This window comes from Pseudomonas sp. MDT2-39-1, from assembly GCF_054898085.1.
Map to the genome: position 1 here is coordinate 1,248,084 of NZ_CM142716.1, position 16,896 is coordinate 1,264,979.

Annotated in this window: 12 protein-coding genes and 3 pseudogenes; 8 read left to right on the forward strand and 7 right to left on the reverse strand. The window is 50.2% G+C overall.

Features of this window, described 5'->3' with window-relative positions; translation table 11 throughout:
• Positions 1-529 precede the first annotated feature (529 nt).
• Together ltrA and ACYZTM_RS06225 are read left to right on the forward strand one after the other, a co-directional pair.
• On the forward strand, positions 530-2,035 hold the full coding sequence (gene ltrA, locus ACYZTM_RS06220; protein WP_461987633.1) for a group II intron reverse transcriptase/maturase: 1,506 nt from the start codon (positions 530-532) through the stop codon (positions 2,033-2,035).
• Positions 2,036-2,107: 72 nt separating this feature from the next.
• A pseudogene (locus ACYZTM_RS06225) lies at positions 2,108-2,563 on the forward strand (IS5 family transposase); the annotation flags it as partial.
• Positions 2,564-2,823: 260 nt separating this feature from the next.
• On the opposite strand, the gene ACYZTM_RS06230 reads toward ACYZTM_RS06225, so the two are convergent.
• The gene (locus tag ACYZTM_RS06230; RefSeq protein WP_461987635.1) at positions 2,824-4,329 is read right to left on the reverse strand and encodes a hypothetical protein; all 1,506 of its coding nucleotides are present in this window, start codon (positions 4,327-4,329) and stop codon (positions 2,824-2,826) included.
• Positions 4,330-4,608: 279 nt separating this feature from the next.
• The gene (rffA, locus tag ACYZTM_RS06235; protein ID WP_461987637.1) at positions 4,609-5,757 is read right to left on the reverse strand and encodes a dTDP-4-amino-4,6-dideoxygalactose transaminase; all 1,149 of its coding nucleotides are present in this window, start codon (positions 5,755-5,757) and stop codon (positions 4,609-4,611) included.
• Positions 5,758-6,241: 484 nt separating this feature from the next.
• On the opposite strand from rffA, the gene ACYZTM_RS06240 reads away from it, so the two are divergent.
• The 6 genes from ACYZTM_RS06240 (at position 6,242) to ACYZTM_RS06265 (ending at position 10,790) form a co-directional block, all read left to right on the forward strand.
• Positions 6,242-7,180 carry a glycosyltransferase family 2 protein gene (locus ACYZTM_RS06240; protein ID WP_461989103.1) on the forward strand — a complete coding sequence of 313 codons (939 nt, stop codon included), beginning with the start codon at positions 6,242-6,244 and terminating at the stop codon, positions 7,178-7,180.
• A 99-nt stretch (positions 7,181-7,279) separates the two neighbouring features.
• Positions 7,280-8,044: a formyltransferase family protein gene (locus ACYZTM_RS06245; RefSeq protein WP_461987639.1), complete on the forward strand. Its 765-nt coding sequence runs from the start codon at positions 7,280-7,282 to the stop codon at positions 8,042-8,044.
• Positions 8,045-8,061: 17 nt separating this feature from the next.
• A complete protein-coding gene (locus ACYZTM_RS06250) occupies positions 8,062-9,045 on the forward strand; it encodes a hypothetical protein (protein WP_461987641.1) in 984 nt (327 codons plus the stop codon).
• A gap of 1 nt (position 9,046) precedes the next feature.
• Complete coding sequence (locus tag ACYZTM_RS06255) at positions 9,047-9,766, forward strand: WbqC family protein (RefSeq protein ID WP_461987643.1); 720 nt, start codon at positions 9,047-9,049, stop codon at positions 9,764-9,766.
• An 11-nt stretch (positions 9,767-9,777) separates the two neighbouring features.
• Entirely contained in the window at positions 9,778-10,236 is a 459-nt protein-coding gene (locus ACYZTM_RS06260) for a GtrA family protein (RefSeq protein ID WP_461987645.1), read from the forward strand.
• Positions 10,233-10,790 carry an acyltransferase gene (locus ACYZTM_RS06265; RefSeq protein ID WP_461987647.1) on the forward strand — a complete coding sequence of 186 codons (558 nt, stop codon included), beginning with the start codon at positions 10,233-10,235 and terminating at the stop codon, positions 10,788-10,790. Before ACYZTM_RS06260 ends, ACYZTM_RS06265 begins: the two co-directional genes overlap by 4 nt.
• A 270-nt stretch (positions 10,791-11,060) precedes the next feature.
• Here ACYZTM_RS06265 and tnpC (ACYZTM_RS06270) read toward each other — a convergent pair.
• From tnpC (ACYZTM_RS06270) to tnpC (ACYZTM_RS06290), 5 genes and pseudogenes are all read right to left on the reverse strand, one after another.
• Positions 11,061-12,612: pseudogene (gene tnpC / locus ACYZTM_RS06270) on the reverse strand (IS66 family transposase).
• Between the two features lie 17 nt (positions 12,613-12,629).
• Positions 12,630-12,989 (reverse strand): IS66 family insertion sequence element accessory protein TnpB, encoded by a 360-nt coding sequence (tnpB, locus tag ACYZTM_RS06275; RefSeq protein ID WP_461987649.1) that lies wholly within the window; start codon positions 12,987-12,989, stop codon positions 12,630-12,632.
• Positions 12,990-13,073: 84 nt separating this feature from the next.
• Positions 13,074-14,626, reverse strand: a protein-coding gene (locus tag ACYZTM_RS06280; protein WP_461987651.1) for an IS3 family transposase whose coding sequence is annotated in 2 segments (ribosomal slippage) — positions 13,074-14,164 and positions 14,164-14,626 — 1,554 coding nt in all. Because the reading frame shifts where the segments join, the coding sequence is not laid out codon by codon here.
• Between the two features lie 160 nt (positions 14,627-14,786).
• Positions 14,787-15,365 (reverse strand): plasmid pRiA4b ORF-3 family protein, encoded by a 579-nt coding sequence (locus ACYZTM_RS06285; RefSeq protein ID WP_461987653.1) that lies wholly within the window; start codon positions 15,363-15,365, stop codon positions 14,787-14,789.
• Positions 15,366-15,368: 3 nt separating this feature from the next.
• Positions 15,369-16,875: pseudogene (gene tnpC, locus ACYZTM_RS06290) on the reverse strand (IS66 family transposase).
• Positions 16,876-16,896 lie beyond the last annotated feature (21 nt).

A 16,896-nucleotide genomic window follows, 5' to 3' on the forward strand; every position in this document is an offset into this window, starting at 1 on the left:
TCCCTACCCAGACAGGCGTGGCCGGTAACAGCTGGGTCTGAAGCTCTGGGGACAATGTAACCGCCGATATTTCGGTAGGTCGAACCGCGAGGCCAGACTGAATCTGCCAGCATCAAGGCGGAGAGGAGCTAGGGATGAACGGGTACGGCTAACACACGTGAACCTCATATAAACGTCGTCAAAATAGCCAAGCCAAAGATGCTGATAGGCTTGAACCAAAAGGTATGCGGACAGGCAGGGGGTCTTACCGATACCCCCTCGTGGATGTGGTGCCGCCGGCGAAATCGAGGAGCCCGACCCGTTTGGAAATTCATGTGGAACAGGGTAAGCCCGTAGCGCCGCCGTTTTCGGCAGGTGAGCTGTAAAGCAAGCTGTTGGTGCTGCGGGTAAAGGAATGTGGAAAAAGCGAAAGTCGCCCTTTAATGGGGCGAATACAGGTTGAAAGATCATCTGGCGCGAAAGCGAGCAGACTTCCACAAGGTCTTCCATGGCGAAACAACCTGATCAATCGTTGTACGGAGGAAGGCAGATGGTAGTGCTCACACCCCATGCACAAGCAGCGGCGGGCACTGGTGCATCTTCGAACTTCGAGTCGCTCTGGCCCCTATCCTGGTGCCAAATCGAATCGCAAGTGAAACGACTCCAGGTACGTATCGCCAAGGCAACACGAGAAGGCAGATGGGGCAAGGTGCAAGCCTTGCAGCGGCTGCTGACTCGCTCGTACAGCGGCAAGATATTGGCCGTGAAACGAGTGACGGAGAATAGAGGCAAGAGAACACCGGGCGTTGACGGCAAGATCTGGTCAACCCCTTTGGCCAAGTCGAAGGGAGTGCAAGCGTTACAGCATCGGGGCTATTGCCCTCAACCGCTGAGACGTATCTACATACCCAAAAGTAATGGCAAGAAGCGCCCGCTGGGAATTCCAACGATGCGGGATCGCGCAATGCAGGCGCTGTGGAAACTGGCACTTGAGCCGGTTGCAGAAACTCGTGCGGATCCCAACTCGTATGGATTTCGGCCGCAGCGATCCACGGCCGATGCAATCGCACATTGCTTCAATGCACTGGCGAAACGCAGTTCGGCACAGTGGGTACTTGAGGGCGACATTCGAGGCTGCTTTGACAATATCAGTCACGATTGGCTGCTCGCCAACGTACCCATGGATAAAGTGGTTCTGCGTAAGTGGCTTCGAGCCGGGTATGTCGATCAGGGAGCCTTGTTCGCAACGGAGGCAGGAACCCCGCAAGGGGGAATCATCTCCCCGATACTTGCGAATTGGACGTTAGATGGGCTGGAACATGTTGTCCACACAAGTGTGGCTTCGACGGATCGAAAGCGACAGCCATTCAAGATACACGTCGTGAGATATGCCGATGACTTCATCATCACGGGAACTTCGAAGGCTATTCTGCAACATCAGGTTCGACCTGCAATTGAGGCATTCCTGAAGGAGCGAGGCTTGGAACTCTCTGAAGAAAAGACTCACATCACGCATATCTCGCAAGGCTTCGATTTTCTGGGCCAGAACGTACGCAAGTACGCCGGCAAGCTACTCATCACTCCGGCTCGCAAGAGTGTGAAAGCGCTTCTGGATAAGGTCCGGGAAATCACAAACGGAAACAAGGCAGCGACTCAAGCTAACTTGATCCTGGCCCTGAACTCGGTGATCCGGGGGTGGGCCATGTATCATCGCCATGTTGTCGCCGCCAAGCGTTTCGCGTGGATCGACCATCAGATTTGGCGAGTATTATGGCGCTGGGCTGTCCGCCGGCATGCCATGAAAAGTGCCCATTGGGTAAAACAACGATACTTTCGTGTAGTGGGTCAACGGCACTGGGTTTTCGCCAGCAAGGAAAAAGTACGTGGCATGAGTCAACCCGCTTGGCTTTTTGCCGCTGCCAGTGTTTCGATTGTTCGGCATATCAAAATATGCAGTGCAGCGAACCCGTTCGACCCGGCATGGACGTCTTACCTTGAGCGTCGAAGAGCGCATCGTCAGGTAGCCCGGTCTCACTCAGGCTGCTGGAAGGCTTGAGCCGTATGAGGGGTGACTCTCAAGTACGGTTCTTAGGGGAGGCAGGAGTGGTAACACTCCTGCTTTACCCGACTGAAAGCGCACATCGGCGTCGATGCCGAATCCGGCTTGGTGCATAGCCTGGTGGGCACCGCGGCGAATGTAGCGGACGTGACACAGGTCGATCAGTTACTGCACGGCGAGGAAACTTACGTGTGCGGGGATGCGGGTTACACCGGAGTGGACAAACGCCCAGAGCATCAGGACCGCAAGATGATCTGGTCGATAGCCGCCCGGCCCAGCAGCTATAAAAAGCACGCGAAAAAAAGTTTGATCGGGCGCATGCGACGCAAGATCGAATACGCGAACGCGCAGGTGCGGGCCAAGGTTGAACATCCGTTTCGCGTGATCAAGCGCCAGTTTGGTTATACGAAAGTGCGCTTTCGTGGTTTGTCTAAAAACATCGCGCAGCAGACAACGTTGTTCGCTTTGTCGAATTTGTGGATGGTGCGAAAACGGTTGATGGGTATGGGCGAGGTGCGTCTGTAATGCGGGCCAATTGCCCTGAAACAGTGCAATTAGAGGAAGAACCGTGGATTAAGGACAAGAAAGGCCTGATTTTCGCCGACTTATGATTTTTTGAGCCTCAAGTAGTGAGGGCATCAAAAATCGGTGGGTACTTCAGACCTTCCCTAGGTGGTCATATATAGAACATATCCAGTAAAAAGGTAAAGCGTGCTGTTATTTTTGTCTGCTTACTGTTCTTATCGTCAGCGGCTATCATTCGATACGCTTTGGTGTATATAAGTCTATTGAGGAAGATTGTCACAGTAATTTTGATTTGGCTCTACCAAAATGTAAAAAGTCGGGCAATATATCGATAGAATTTTGTCTAGTTTTGAGGTTGGCTCTTCACGCAGTAACTTTACCAGGACAACATCGCCCAGTGTGTTATCTCCTACCTGGCCTGACCGAAAATGCGGGCTGAATTTTGGGTCGTTTTTCTTGCATATACTATTTGTCCATTGCACTTGATCAATGCCAAATCTTTGCTCATTCCCATACAAATTTGCCAACATACCATTCCATTCATAGTGCACAATGGATCTTCCATTTGCATTAGAGATGCCCGTGTGGTCTTCAAATACTATTAGTCGACCCGCTCTTATATCGTCATTATTTGAAATAACACGCATTATTTCCTTCTGCTTCGCCCAGTCAACATAATAGGCTTTATATTGGAGGACCCAGAATGTCAAAGATAACCCGATGATAATACTTAGAAAAGCTTTTCGTATAGAGTCGCTGAAAAAGAGCGCGACTCCTATGGTAATCATAGAGAAGCCAAGAGGCATTAATAGCTGATGTCTAGAATCCCAACTAAAAAACCTTGGTGGATAGGCCAATATCAAATAGGGGAATTCCGCAAGCGCTAATGCAGCCAACCCCAAAGCTATAATAATTAGATTGTTTAGTTTAGATACTGGTTTTTTAAGTGATAAATTTGGACCAGTCAATTTAAACGTGATGAGTGAAAGCAGTCCCCCTAAGAATAACATCCACCAGCGCCACGTATCACTTAGGCTAATGATATCGTCGATCTGTAATTTTAAAGCGTAAGGGATGTTTGAAGCTGAAAACCCTTGATTGTAACCTTTGTATAATCCATACGCCGGAAAGAGAGTGGCTTTTGTGATCCAAAATGCCGGAGGTAATAAAATTAATATCCAGTTTTTAATATAGAATTCGATCTTGGTAAAAAACTTAAAGTCGCGATTTCTGACCGAATATTCAATAAAAGGAACGGCATAGAAAACTAAAAGCGAAGCAGTATTAAAGCTAAATATGAATAAGACTATCGATACAAAGGGCCTGCGTCCCATTTGGGACCAGGCCGTAAAAAAGGCAAGGTAGCACAAGGCGTATGGAAGATTGATAGCCGCTATTCGCGCTGAGTTGAACGGTGCTACGAGGAATAATAAGGTGATTGGGAAAATATAGCCTCGGAATTTTTCACCAGTATTTTCAATAGCCTTAAGTAGAGCATATCCGGCGAGAAAGTAAGATATGAATGTTAGTATTCGATACACTGCTCGAGGAAGGTATGAAAGTACCACGTGCAAGTGGCCTGGCCATGAAAATGGTAGGCCCGCCATTTTAAATTTTTCGATTATTATATCGTTATTTGCTCCCGCTAGAGCCCAGTCATCCCAAAAGATGGAATCAAATAAGAATAAAATCCATAAATGTGCAATGGAATATATTATAAAGAGCGTGCATAATTGTCTAGATTCTGGCTTCAACCAATAGCCCACGACTTTCCCCAATAGTTCGTATGTATTTTTTTGAAGCATACCGGATGTTAACTGGCTAGTCAAAACTTGAGGTGACCTCCAAAAGGATTGGATACATGGTTAATTGGGCGTGCTAAAAAATATGAATATGCATTTGTTAGCCGAGCTCGAGCCGAGCCATTTAAGAAACTGTATGATGATTATCGTGGAGAAGCCCCGGAAAGCTACGATAATCATCAGAACCAATATTTAGACTGGTCAGTGAGAGCTGTCAGGAGAGAGGTAAGCTTCCAGAAAGTCTCAGAAAGCACAAGTTATGGCGCGTGATAGAATCTCAACAATTCGAAACTGCTGTTCCTCGGTTAGACCGACCCAGAGCGGCAATCGTAGAAGCCGTTCTGACTGATAGTCGGTAATTTCCATCGACCCATGCACTCTGCCGTAACGCTTTCCAGCAGGAGAAGAATGAAGCGGGACATAATGAAATACAGAATAAATTTCTTCGCGCTTCAGTTCTGAAAGTACTGCTTGCCGATCAACTTCAGGTGCGAGCAGTATGTAGTACATATGGGCGTTATGCTTACAGTCGGCTGGGATGATTGGCCGACGAAGCAATCCCAATGTTTCGAGTGGGGCCAACGCAATGTGGTAGATATTCCATGTTGTCAGCCTCGCCTGGGTAATTGATTTGGCCTCTTCCAACTGCGCCCAAAGAAACGCCGCTATCAATTCGCCTGGCAAAAATGAAGAACCGACTTCCTGCCAAGTATATTTGTCGACTTCCCCGCGGAAAAAACGGCTGCGGTCTGTACCTTTTTCCCTAATTATTTCTGCACGTAAAGAGAGCTCTGGGTCGTTAACCAGCAAAGCCCCTCCTTCGCCGGAGATTACATTTTTGGTCTCATGGAAGCTAAAGGCCCCAAGGTCTCCGATGCTCCCTAATGCACGACCTTTGTAGGCGGACATGACCCCCTGAGCCGCGTCTTCTACGACTTTTAATCCATGCTTACGCGCTAGCGACATGATTGTGTCCATCTCGCAGGCTACCCCTGCATAATGGACCGCGACGATAGCCTTGGTGCGCGGAGTGATAGCTGCTTCAATCAGTGACTCATTCAGATTAAGCGTGTCTTCCCGAATGTCAACGAAGACTGGCACAGCCCCACGCAAAACGAATGCATTGGCCGTGGATACGAAGGTGTACGACGGCATAATTATTTCGTCACCGGGTTGGAGATTGAGCAGCAACGCTGTCATTTCCAGCGCTGCGGTGCAGGAGTGGGTTAGTAGCGCTTTATCACAACCGGTACTTTGCTCAATCCAGCGGTGACAACGCTTCGTGAAGGGGCCATCCCCCGCTAGCATGTTGCCAAATTTGGCCTCTGCGATGTAATAGAGTTCCTTTCCCGTCATGTATGGACGGTTGAATAGGATCCTTTCATTCCTCACTGCAAATCTCCTTAGCCCTTCAGTTGCCTAACAGTGGTTTGGAAGCCGTTGCATCACTTAGGCATCTCAGTTTGATGTTGGTTTGCAAACCTCCGCGATTATTGCATATCCTCAGGGATGTGTAGACTTTTCAATTGTGATTCGATGTCCACATGCTGGTTCGAGAACACGGCATGACAGGGGCATTCGTTTTTCTCATCAGGCGAACATCTGTATGTTGTTCAGGATGCTTTTTGATGGACAAGGTCCTCAGTGTCCGGGACCGAGGTACTCATATCTTGCAAGCCAATAAACACGATCAAGGTGGTAGCATCGCTGCCGTTCTCGAGAGATATTGATCCCGTAGCGAGTCGATGCTGGCGCGAATCTTGCGCTAACTCCATAATGACTACCCCTGAGGCTGCGATTGGCCTATTAGATCAATTTATCTTGGAATAGAGATGTGAATGTAGAGTCGGATAAGCCTCAAAGCCCTTTTTTTTCGGTGATCGTCCCAGTTTACCGCGCCCAAAACACGATACGCGATCTGTGCTGTCGACTAGTAAAGGTGCTGGAACCCATGGGCTTCCCATTTGAGTTGATTTTTGTCGAAGACGTTGGCGGCGATCAGTCGTGGGCCGTTATTCAAGAGATTGCCAGATCCGATTCCCGTGTATACGGAATACAGCTAAGTCGAAATTTTGGCCAGCATGCGGCAACCATTTGTGGATTTTCTCAAGCTAAGGGAGAATGGATTGTTACGTTAGATGACGATTTGGAACAGGCTCCAGAAAGTTTACCCGCTCTGCTGGAAAAGGCATTCGAAGGGTTTGACCTAGTGTATGGGGTTTACCGTGAGCGAACACACAGCAAATGGAGGAATCTAACGTCCGCATTCGCTAGGTGGATGTTTAATAAGGCAATCCCATCGTTAAACTATTCCTACACTAGCTATAGAGTTATTCGAGGCGATGTCGCCCGTACCTTGATTCAGTTTGATTCCCCGTATCCATTTGTCGATGGTTATCTATCTTGGGTGACCAACAATTACGCCACTGTTGAAATTCCGCACGAATCGCGGCCTTTTGGCGAGAGCAATTATACGTTCAAAAAGCTGTTTACCCACACTGTCAATATTTTTGTCACCTTTTCGGACATTCCTCTACGACTTGCCACTTGGCTAGGTTTCGTCGCTTTTTTTGTTGGTATCGGCTGGCTACTAGTTATCTTCTCCAGCTTTTTGGCGGGTAGAGTTACTGTTTCAGGCTACGCGTCTCTTATGGCCGGTGTACTGGCGTTTGGTGGTATTCAATTACTTGTTCTCGGGATATTTGGAGAGTACTTGGGGCGTATTAATTTCAAATCTTCTAAGAAGCCATTATATTTAATTGGAGGTGATACGAAAAATATAGGGCACCCAATTGAACACCGAAATCGAAACTAGTGAAGAATTTCGCAAAAATTATCCCGCCAATAGTGACAGCAGCATAAGTCAGGACCAAAAGCGCAGGGTTTTAGGCAGCATACCAAGGGTAAACAAAGTATGAGAATAGTTCTTTTATGGGGAATGGATTACAGCAATGTCCTCGACAGTGCTGACGGCGTGCATGCTGCCTATGTAATAACACCAACTGCAGAGGCGCTTTATCCAAAGCATAAGCAGTTAAGACTTAACAAAAGACTAGGTAATAGGGCGCTGGGTGTGTCCTATTGCCAAGACGAATTGGCAGAGAAAATATCGTTAATAGCACCCGATGTTATAATTTCGATGGGGTGGAGGCGTGTCCTAAGTGAAAGTTTTCTTTTTAAGTTTCAGGACAAAGTTGTCGTAAATGTACATCCAGCTATACTACCCCAGTACAAGGGTTATCACACGGAACCCTATGTGATAATCAACGCCGAGTCTGAGCATGGAATCACTGCTCATTTAATGACGGACGGGCTAGATGATGGAGACATCATCCACCAAACTAAATTCCCTGTATCTAATTTTAGTACGACTCGATCTATAAAGCATCAAGCCCACGCACACATGCCTGTATTCATTGAAGAATTGGTCAGGTTGCTTTCAAATAACGATTTTCAACGGACACCTCAAGATCCATCGTTAACCAAAATGATCGCTCCTAGGCGCAACCCTGATGACTCTCTACTTGACCCAACAAGATCCTTAGAGCAACTATATAATGTTATACGTGCTTGCGATGTAGATCTTTTTCCTGCTTTTTTTTACGTCGACGGTCAGAAGGTTTTTGTAACTATCCGTCGTGCACAAGACGCGCCACGAGAAAACGAGTTTGACATTTGATATTGAGGGAAAATCGTATGGCGATGGAGTCGAGAATAGTTTTTGAGCGTCGCGCTGTAACGATTCTTTACAAGGCCGTCTGTGCCCACCCAATTCAGGGAGTATTTTTGCTGCCTGCAAATATCTGCCCAATTGTACCAATGGCCCTATACAAAGCGGGAAGGCAGTTCGAATTCATCGACATAGCTGCCGATACCATGTGTCTTGACCATGAAGCAGTCCTTAGGCGTTGGCAGCACGATAAAAAACGGCCCGCAGGTTTGATATATGTAAGATCGTATGGAGCTATATTCAGTACGACTGATTTATTTAAGGATATAAAATCTATTAGTCCGGGTGCTCTTATTGTTGACGATCGTTGTTTGTCCCCTCCATCTTTGAATAATCGACTGTCTCCGAATACGGACATTGAGCTCTACAGCACTGGCTATGCAAAATATGTTGACTTAGGCAGTGGCGGCGTCGGTATTTTAGATAGAAGCCTAGGATACGCGGATATTAAGTCCGAGTTCAAGCAGGCTGACCTCATGAGGTTAATTGCGGCGTACAAGGTTGCTTTGACAACCCGAACCCCATTTTCGTATTTGGATGGGGATTGGCTTGAAACAAATTCTCCTGAAGTAGAATGGGACGTATATAAGGCGAAGGTTGATAAGGAATACAGCATTGCCACAGTTTTGAAGAGTGCTATTAATCGTATTTACACTGAGCTCATCCCTTCACGGGTTCAATTCCCTTCTGTGTTCCAGGATTGGCGATTTAATATCTATGTTCGTGATAAAGATAGGGTGCTTCAAGCTATTAGGGATCAGGGTTTTTTTGCCAGTGGTCATTACGAATCCCTGGCGGGACCATTGGGGTCTGGGCTTGCGCCAAATGCGGAAAAACTTTCTCGGCATGTGATAAACCTTTTCAATGATCGTTATTTCAATATCGAGCAGGCGTTGAAGTTGGCTCGATTTCTATCTGATTTTAAGCCGCTACAAGCGGAGTTTTTTTGAAATGAAAACTGTCGTGGTTCTTCAGTCTAACTATATTCCATGGAAAGGCTATTTTGATCTTATTCATGATGCAGACTATTTTATTTTTTATGATGATCTTCAGTTTACGAAGAATGACTGGCGAAATCGCAATCTAATAAAAGGTCACACGGGCCCTCAATGGCTAACCATACCCGTGGGCAGTGATGCTCAACGGCTGATAACCGAGGTAAAACTTATCGACCTGAGGTGGCAGGTCAAGCATTGGAAAACTATTGAACAACAGTACAGTAAAGCCCCCTATTTTCTAACCTACAAAGATTTCTTCGAGGAGATTTATCTCGCTCGCGCTTGGACGAATCTTTCTGAGTTAAATCAACATATTATACGTAGAATTTCGACGGAGCTTCTAGGGATTAAGACGATTTTCCAAGACTCCCGGGATTACATGGTCACCGGCAAAAAGCTAGATCGGCTAATGGATCTGCTGGTTAAAGCTGGAACCCAGCGATATGTATCAGGACCCGCCGCGAAAGACTACATCAATTCCGATAGGTTCTCTGAGCTAAATATCGAATTGGTTTGGAAGAACTACGGTGGATATCCGCAATATGCACAGCGCTTCCCTCCGTTTGAGCACGGTGTTTCAATAATCGACCTGTTATTCAATGTCGGTCCTGAGGCTGCATGGTACATCTGGGGGTGGCGTGAAGATGTTCAGACCGGAGAAAAATCGTCGTAACGGGTAGTCCTATGTTGGTGGGCGCCTTTAAAATTGGCGGGTTTAAGACTGATGATAGTATGAAGAAATATTTTTTGAATATTGACAGAGTCCATGCTGGTCAGCTGGTTAGATACGGTGCTGTAGGTGTGTTAACAAATGGGCTCGGCTATGCACTGTTTTTACTTATCTTGTGGGTAGGAGGCGGGCATAAATTTGCGGCTTCATTTACTTATATGATGGGGGTGGTATTCAGTTTTTGGCTTAATCGCGCATTGGTGTTCAATAGTAACCTGTCCGTAGGGGTAGGTACCATTCGTCTTGGTGCTATGATTTTGGTCGGGTATCTAATTAATATATCGATATTGTATGGGGGGACTGACCTGATGGGGATCTCACCGTGGTTTACTCAGATGGCGGCTATTGTCATCGTGTCTGTTTTCTTTTATTTGGCTAATAAATTTTATGTTCATAGGGGGGCTGCGGTATGAAGGTTCGTATTAAGAGTCGACGTTTCGTGATTTTTTTATATTCATCCTTCAGTTTTTTTTCTGGAGTTATCTGGAGTTTGATGAACATAATGCCCCCGTTCGTTAGGGGCTTTGTTTTTCGTATTTCATTCAAGCGCTTTGGCAAAAACTGTCTGTTGGATTACCAGTGTTTTGTAAGATATCCTTGGAGGGTGTCCATTGGTGATAACGTCGATATAAATCGTGGCTGTGAGTTATACTCATCGATGCAGACAGAGCTCGGGTTTATTACGCTGGAAGATAATGTTGTTTTGGGTCCGGGCGTCGTGATATTTTCATCTGGGCACGATTACTCGTTATTGGATCTTCCTGATATATCTGCTCCTGTAACTATATGTCGCTATGCTTGGGTAGGTGGTAGAACAATTATTTTACCTGGGGTCATTATTGGTGAGGGTACAGTGATTGGTGCGGGATCTGTGGTAACGAAAAGCATTCCGGCTTATTGTGTGGCTGTTGGGAATCCTGCGAAGGTCATAAAAAAAAGAGAACTCAGTTCACTAGGGAAGGTCTGAAGTACCCACCGATTATTTATGCCCTCTCTGCGTGAGGTTCAGAAAACGCCGATTCGGTCGAAAATCAAACCTTTCCACTCTTTAATACATGATTTTTCCTCTAATCGCGCTGTTTCAGGGCGATTAGCCCGCATTACAGGCGCACCTCTCCTGCATTCAACAATCGTTTTCGCACCATCCACAGGTTCGACAAGGCGAACAACGTCGTCTGCTGAGCGATGTTTTGTATGCGATCCATGAACCTCACCTACTTCAGGATGGGATAACGGTTTACCGTGTCATTTCCGGTGAGCAGTTCCACGGTAGTAAGGCTTCAAAGTCCTCTACCGACTGCGCATGCGGGAGCCGTTCAAGTACGTGGCGCAGCCACGTATAGGGTTTTTGGCCGTTGATCTTTGCGGTCTCGACCAAGCTGTAGATCTGAGCACTGGCGTTAGCGCCCTTGGGCGTATCGCTGAACAGCCATGCCTTGCGTCCTATAACAAACGGTTTTATTGCGCGCTCGGCTCTATTGTTGTCTATGGTAAAAAACCAGCCTCCACGTAACGTTTCAGCCGGCTCCAATTGTTGGCCAGATAATTAACAACCTTACCCAGCATGCTTTGCGGTGTCACTTGGGGCTGCGTTTTTATCCAGCCAGCTTTTCAACTGCGCCAGAATCGGCAGGCTCTTTTCCTGACGGGCAATAAAACGCTGCTCATCGCTGACGCCCTTGAGTTCACGCTCAATACCGTACGGCTTGTTGATCATTGTCAGCGCCATATCGGCACGTCCCGTTTTACCCTTGGGCTGCACTTTTTGCGCGTCGACGAACTTGCGTCGGGCATGGGCCATGCACGCCAGGCGTTCTACACCGGGTTGCAACGCCAACGCGTTGTAACCCGCGTAATCATCGGTCATGACATAGCCCCGATAACTTTCCAGCAGGCGCAACGGCACGTCCTGCGCCCGGCTGGAGGTGTAGTCGAACAGCACGACTTTCCGATCCGGCGGCCCGCTGGCCTGCACCCACATCCAGGATTGACTGGTCGGGTCTCGATCAGGTTCTTTCAGTACCTGGACGCGAGTTTCATCACAGTGGATCACCGGGCTTTCCAGCAGCCGGTCGCGCATCAGATTCAGCAGCGGTTGCAAGTGTTCGCCGCACGGGATCACCCAGCGCGCGAGGGTCTGACGCGGGATCTCTACGCCGTGTAGGCTCAATACCGTCTCGAAACGATGCAGCGGCAAACCGTCGACATACTTGGTGGTCAGCAACATCGCCAGAACACTCGGACTGGCCATGCTTTTTTCGATCAATTGAGCGGGTTTGTCAGCCGTGACCGGCGCCGTTTCACAACCACGGCAGCCATAGACTTTACGGATATGTTTGATGACCCTGATCTGCATCGGCACGATGTCCAGCTGCTCGCTGGTTTCTTCACTAATCACATGCTTACGGCAACCGCAGGCACAGGTCAGATCGTGTTCGGGCAGCTCGTGGATGACTTCGATACGCGGCAGTTCAGCCGACAACGGTTTACGCTTGCCGCGACGCGGGGCTGGAGCAACGACTTCCTCTTCGGCATCGCCGACGATGGGCATCGGCTCGCTTTCGGGTTCGTTGAACAGGGCCAGTTGTGGTGTGTTGGGCTCAACCGTTTGCTCGGACTTACGACCAAATATACGGCGCGCAGCAACTTGATCTACTCTTTAAGATCCACGATATGGATCTGGTAAGCCTCTTTGACTTCTTGATCACGTGCACGTGCTTTGTACGTCTCAAGCAGCATTGCTGGAGACGAATTGGGTCATCAGGAAGGTTGTCGGGCATGGATCGCATGCCCTGGATTTTACCTGTCAGGCGACGAATCTTGGAGTTAAAACCTTGTGAGGACGGTTGCGCCAGAGATCAAAACCATCCAGTAGCCAGTTCAGTTCCTGAACCGTCAGAACAATAGCCTCGTCCACCTCATCGGGAGAAATATTGAAGCGCTCGGACTCCAGGCGCTTAAGCCAAAGGCAAAAGCCGTTGCGCTCCCAATACAAAATCTTCACTCGGTTTCGCGGTTTGTTGAGGAAGGCGAAAAGCACGGGATCGAACACCGCGACTTTGATGTCCAGTTCGACCAAAGCCGAGAGGCCGTCAATGGACTTTCGAAAGTCTACCGGCTTGGGGTAGAGGTACACTTTTTCGACTTTGGCGTCGGGTCGCATCATGATGTGCTGACTCCTGAGAGAATTCGGGAGTGCAGCTTCGAGGATCCGGCATTTTTCAAGGTAGTTGTCGCGTCAACCGTTCAACTATGCCGCTCTTTTCTCGTCCTGCTGCTCCCGATCCGGATTCAGCATCACCGCTCCTATCGGCTCCCAGTTCCGCGTCTGGCCTGACCAACGTTCCGGGCTTTTCTTGCGCGCTCGCTGGTACAGTTCATGCCGCCGCGCCAGGATCTGGTGGTCCAGCCCTCGATGCCGCTCCGTCGGTGTCACGAACCGGATCCGGCTATGCCGGTGCTCGTTGTTGTACCAACGCATAAAATCTCTCACCCAAGCGCGTGCGGCGTCCAAGCTGGCAAAACCCTCCTGCGGCCATTGCGGGCAATATTTCAGTGTTCTAAACAGCGACTCCGAGTACGGATTGTCGTTGCTCACTCGCGGTCGGCCACGGGACGGCGTGATGCCCAGGTCGTACATCTTGCTCAACAGCGTCAGCGATTTCATCGGCGCACCATTGTCCGAGTGCAGCACCAGCGGCTCGTGTAAACACTGCTCGCCGATCACGCTGCGTTGCAGCAGCGCAGCCGCTTTTTCGCCGCTTTCTTCTTCGTAAACTTCCCAGCCCACGGCCTTGCGGCTGTAAATATCTTCGATCAAATACAGGTAGTAGTACTTGCCGCGTATCAGCGACGGCAAATACGTGATGTCCCACGACCACACCTGATTGGGCGCTTTGGCGACATGCGTCGTCGGTGCCGCATGCCGTCTGGGTCGCTGGCTACGGTCCCGATGATGTTGCTGACCGGCTGCACGCAGGATGCGATAAAACGTCGCTTCCGACGCCAGATAACGCCCCTCGTCAGCCAGCCTCGGCACGATCTGACTCGGCGGCAAATGGGCATACGCCGGGCTGTTACACAGGGTCACGATCGCTTGTCGTTCGATCTCGCTCAACGCATTACGCGGCGTGGGCCGCACGGTGGTTGTGCGGGCATCGGCTTGAACATCCTCACTCTGCGTCCATCGCTGCAAGGTTCTGAGCGACAGCCCCACCTCCTGGCACGCTCTGATTTTTCGAGCACCGGCCACGATGGCTTCGATCAACCAAGCCACCAACAACTGCCGTTCCGGCAAAGAGGTCAGGTGTCCTCGTTGTCGATCCCCCAGTAATCGTTGAGCTTTTTTCGCAGCACCAACAACGCGGCGGTCTCGGCCAGCGCCTTGTCTTTACGCAGCAGTTCGCGCTCAAGTTGCTGAATACGTTTCTTGTCCTTGCGAGATTGTTCGCGGTCGACCTTTTGTTGGTTCTGAACACTCTGCTGCCCCGTGATACAGGCTTGGCGCCAGGCGCTGACGTGTTCGGGGTACAGACCTTTTCGTCGGCAGTACTCACCCAGTTCGAGCTGCGACAGACCGGCGGTTTCAAGGACGACAGCGAACCGGGCTTCAGCAGACCAGTTCTCGGGGAGTGGCTTGTCTTCAGGCACTGCGCTTCCTTCAGAACTGACCTTCTTGCGCCAGTTGGACAAAGACATTTCGCTAACCCCTTCACGCCGGGAAACCTCGGCCATCGTCAGGTTCAGCGGGGGAAGCAGCATCTTGAGTAATGCGGCTTTGCGTTCAGGTGAATAGTACGGCACGACCAGTCTCTTTCCGTCCCCGATATGCTTTTTCAGGAAAATTCGGAGAGGCGACAACTATCCTGACACCGGGGGGATCAACTGCTGGCTTTGAATGTGGGGTTCATGGAGCGCTTACAATAAAAAAAGCGTAACCGTCCGAACTACACCGCCTTGCATCTCAGACCTTAATCTCCTTTAACCATTGGTTGACACGCTCCCATTCAAAAACCGTTGGATCGAAGGTACCGCCATGCCACTCCAGCATGTCTTCATGCTCTGGGTGGTCAGGGTCAGCCATCACTTCAAGGAAGTCGGCATAACCCGGCCCACCGCCGATATCCTCCGGCGGGCAAGCATTGGCGCCGTCGACGCAATACGGAACTTGAGGACAGGCTCCAGCGGGCAATTTCTTTTCGACTTTGATCCGGTGATCCCAGCCGTCGCCAAAGTCGTAGACGTAGCGGAACGTCTTTTTCCCGTTCAACGCTTTGATCAGAGTCTTGCGGGTTTCCGGGTTCACGGGTGGGCCCCACCCATCTGAGTCGGGAGTACCGTAATTTTCACCGGCAATTTCAAACTCATGCATATGGCCTCCCTCCCAGCCCATCGCGAACTGGATCACCGTGTGCAATTTGCCCAAGGTGATGTTCTCGGGCACCGCCACACGGCGCCAGATGGCAGGTTCGATCCACTTCAATTCAATGTGCAGTAGCAACAAATCAGGTTCGGGTTTTGGCAAGCGAACAGTTTTAACCATGGATCAGGCGGCCTCGCAGAGTTCCGTGGGGGTGAGGGAAACGTTCCAGGGCAGCAGTTCGTCGACCCGATTGATCGGGTGCTCGGCGATGCGCTCCAGCACGTGTGTCAAATAGGCTTGCGGGTTCAGGTCGTTGAGTTTGGCCGAACCCACCAGGCTGTAAATCGCAGCCGCTCGTTCTCCGCCGACATCGGAACCGGCAAACAGGTAATTTTTGCGACCCAATGCGACGGCGCGCAATGCGCGTTCGGCGGCATTGTTGTCGATTTCGATCCGGCCGTCATCGCAGTAGCGCGTCAGCGCCTGCCACCGATTGAGGGCATAGAGGATCGCACCGCCCAATGCCGATTTTTTCGACAATTGAGTCAGCGTCTGGTTAAGCCACGCGTGTAGTTGTTCCAGCAGCGGACTTGCTCGGCTTTGCCGAACCGCTTTTCGCAGGTTGGGCGGTTGCCCTCGAATCTCGCTTTCGATGGCATACAAAGCCGCAATCCGTTGCAGCGCCTCGGCGGCAAGTGGTGAAGCCAGGTCTTTGTAGACATCGTAAAAACTTGCGGCGGGCGTGAGCCCAACAAGCGGCTTCCTCAATAGTGCCCGTGGCATACAGCTGAGCAAAACCGGCATAGCCGTCAGCCTGCAAGATCCCGCTGAAGCGCTTGAGATGAGCTCGAGGATGTTGCCCCTTACGATCTGGCGAGTAGGCAAACCATACCGCCGCCGGTGTCGAGTCACCCGCAGGTCGGTCGTCCCGCACGTACGTCCACAGGCGAGCCGTTTTGGTCTTGCCGTTGCCCGGCGCGAGCACGCCAATCGGCGTGTCGTCGGCATGGACTTTGTGACCGCTCATGACATGGCGTTCAAGGGCGCTGATCAGCGGCCTGATTAATTGACTGCTCTGGCCGACCCAGTCGGCCAGGGTTGAGCGCTCCAGCTCCACGCCCTCACGGGCGTAAATCTCGGATTGCCGATACAGCGGCAAATGGTCAACAAACTTGGAGACCAGCACGTGGGCCAGTAGCCCAGGGCCTGCAAGGCCTCGGACTATCGGGCGACTCGGTGCCGGCACCTGAGCGATGTGCTCGCAACAGCGGCAAACCAGCTTCGGGCGAACATGGCGGATCACTTTGAAACGCGCCGGGACGTACTCCAGCACCTCAGACACATCCTCGCCCAAATGGCGAAGTTTCCCACCGCAGCCAGAACATTTTGATTCGGGCTGATGGACGTGAATTTCGCGAGGCAAGTGTTCAGGTAATGGCTTGCGCCGAGAGACAGGGCGAGATGGCGGTTCGGTTGGCAGTGTCAGTTCAGTCTGGCTGACGTCCAGTTCTTCGAGGCTCAGCTGGAGCTGGTCGATCATCGCTTCCAGTTGCTCGGAGCTGCGACCGAACTGCGTGCGACGCAGCTTGGCGATCATCATCTTCAAGCGCTCAATCTCTGTGCGCTGGGCAGCGACCAGCGCCTTCAAGACTTGAAGATCATTCGGCAGGGAGTCGGTCACGAGAGTCATGACCGAATATTACCGGGGTTT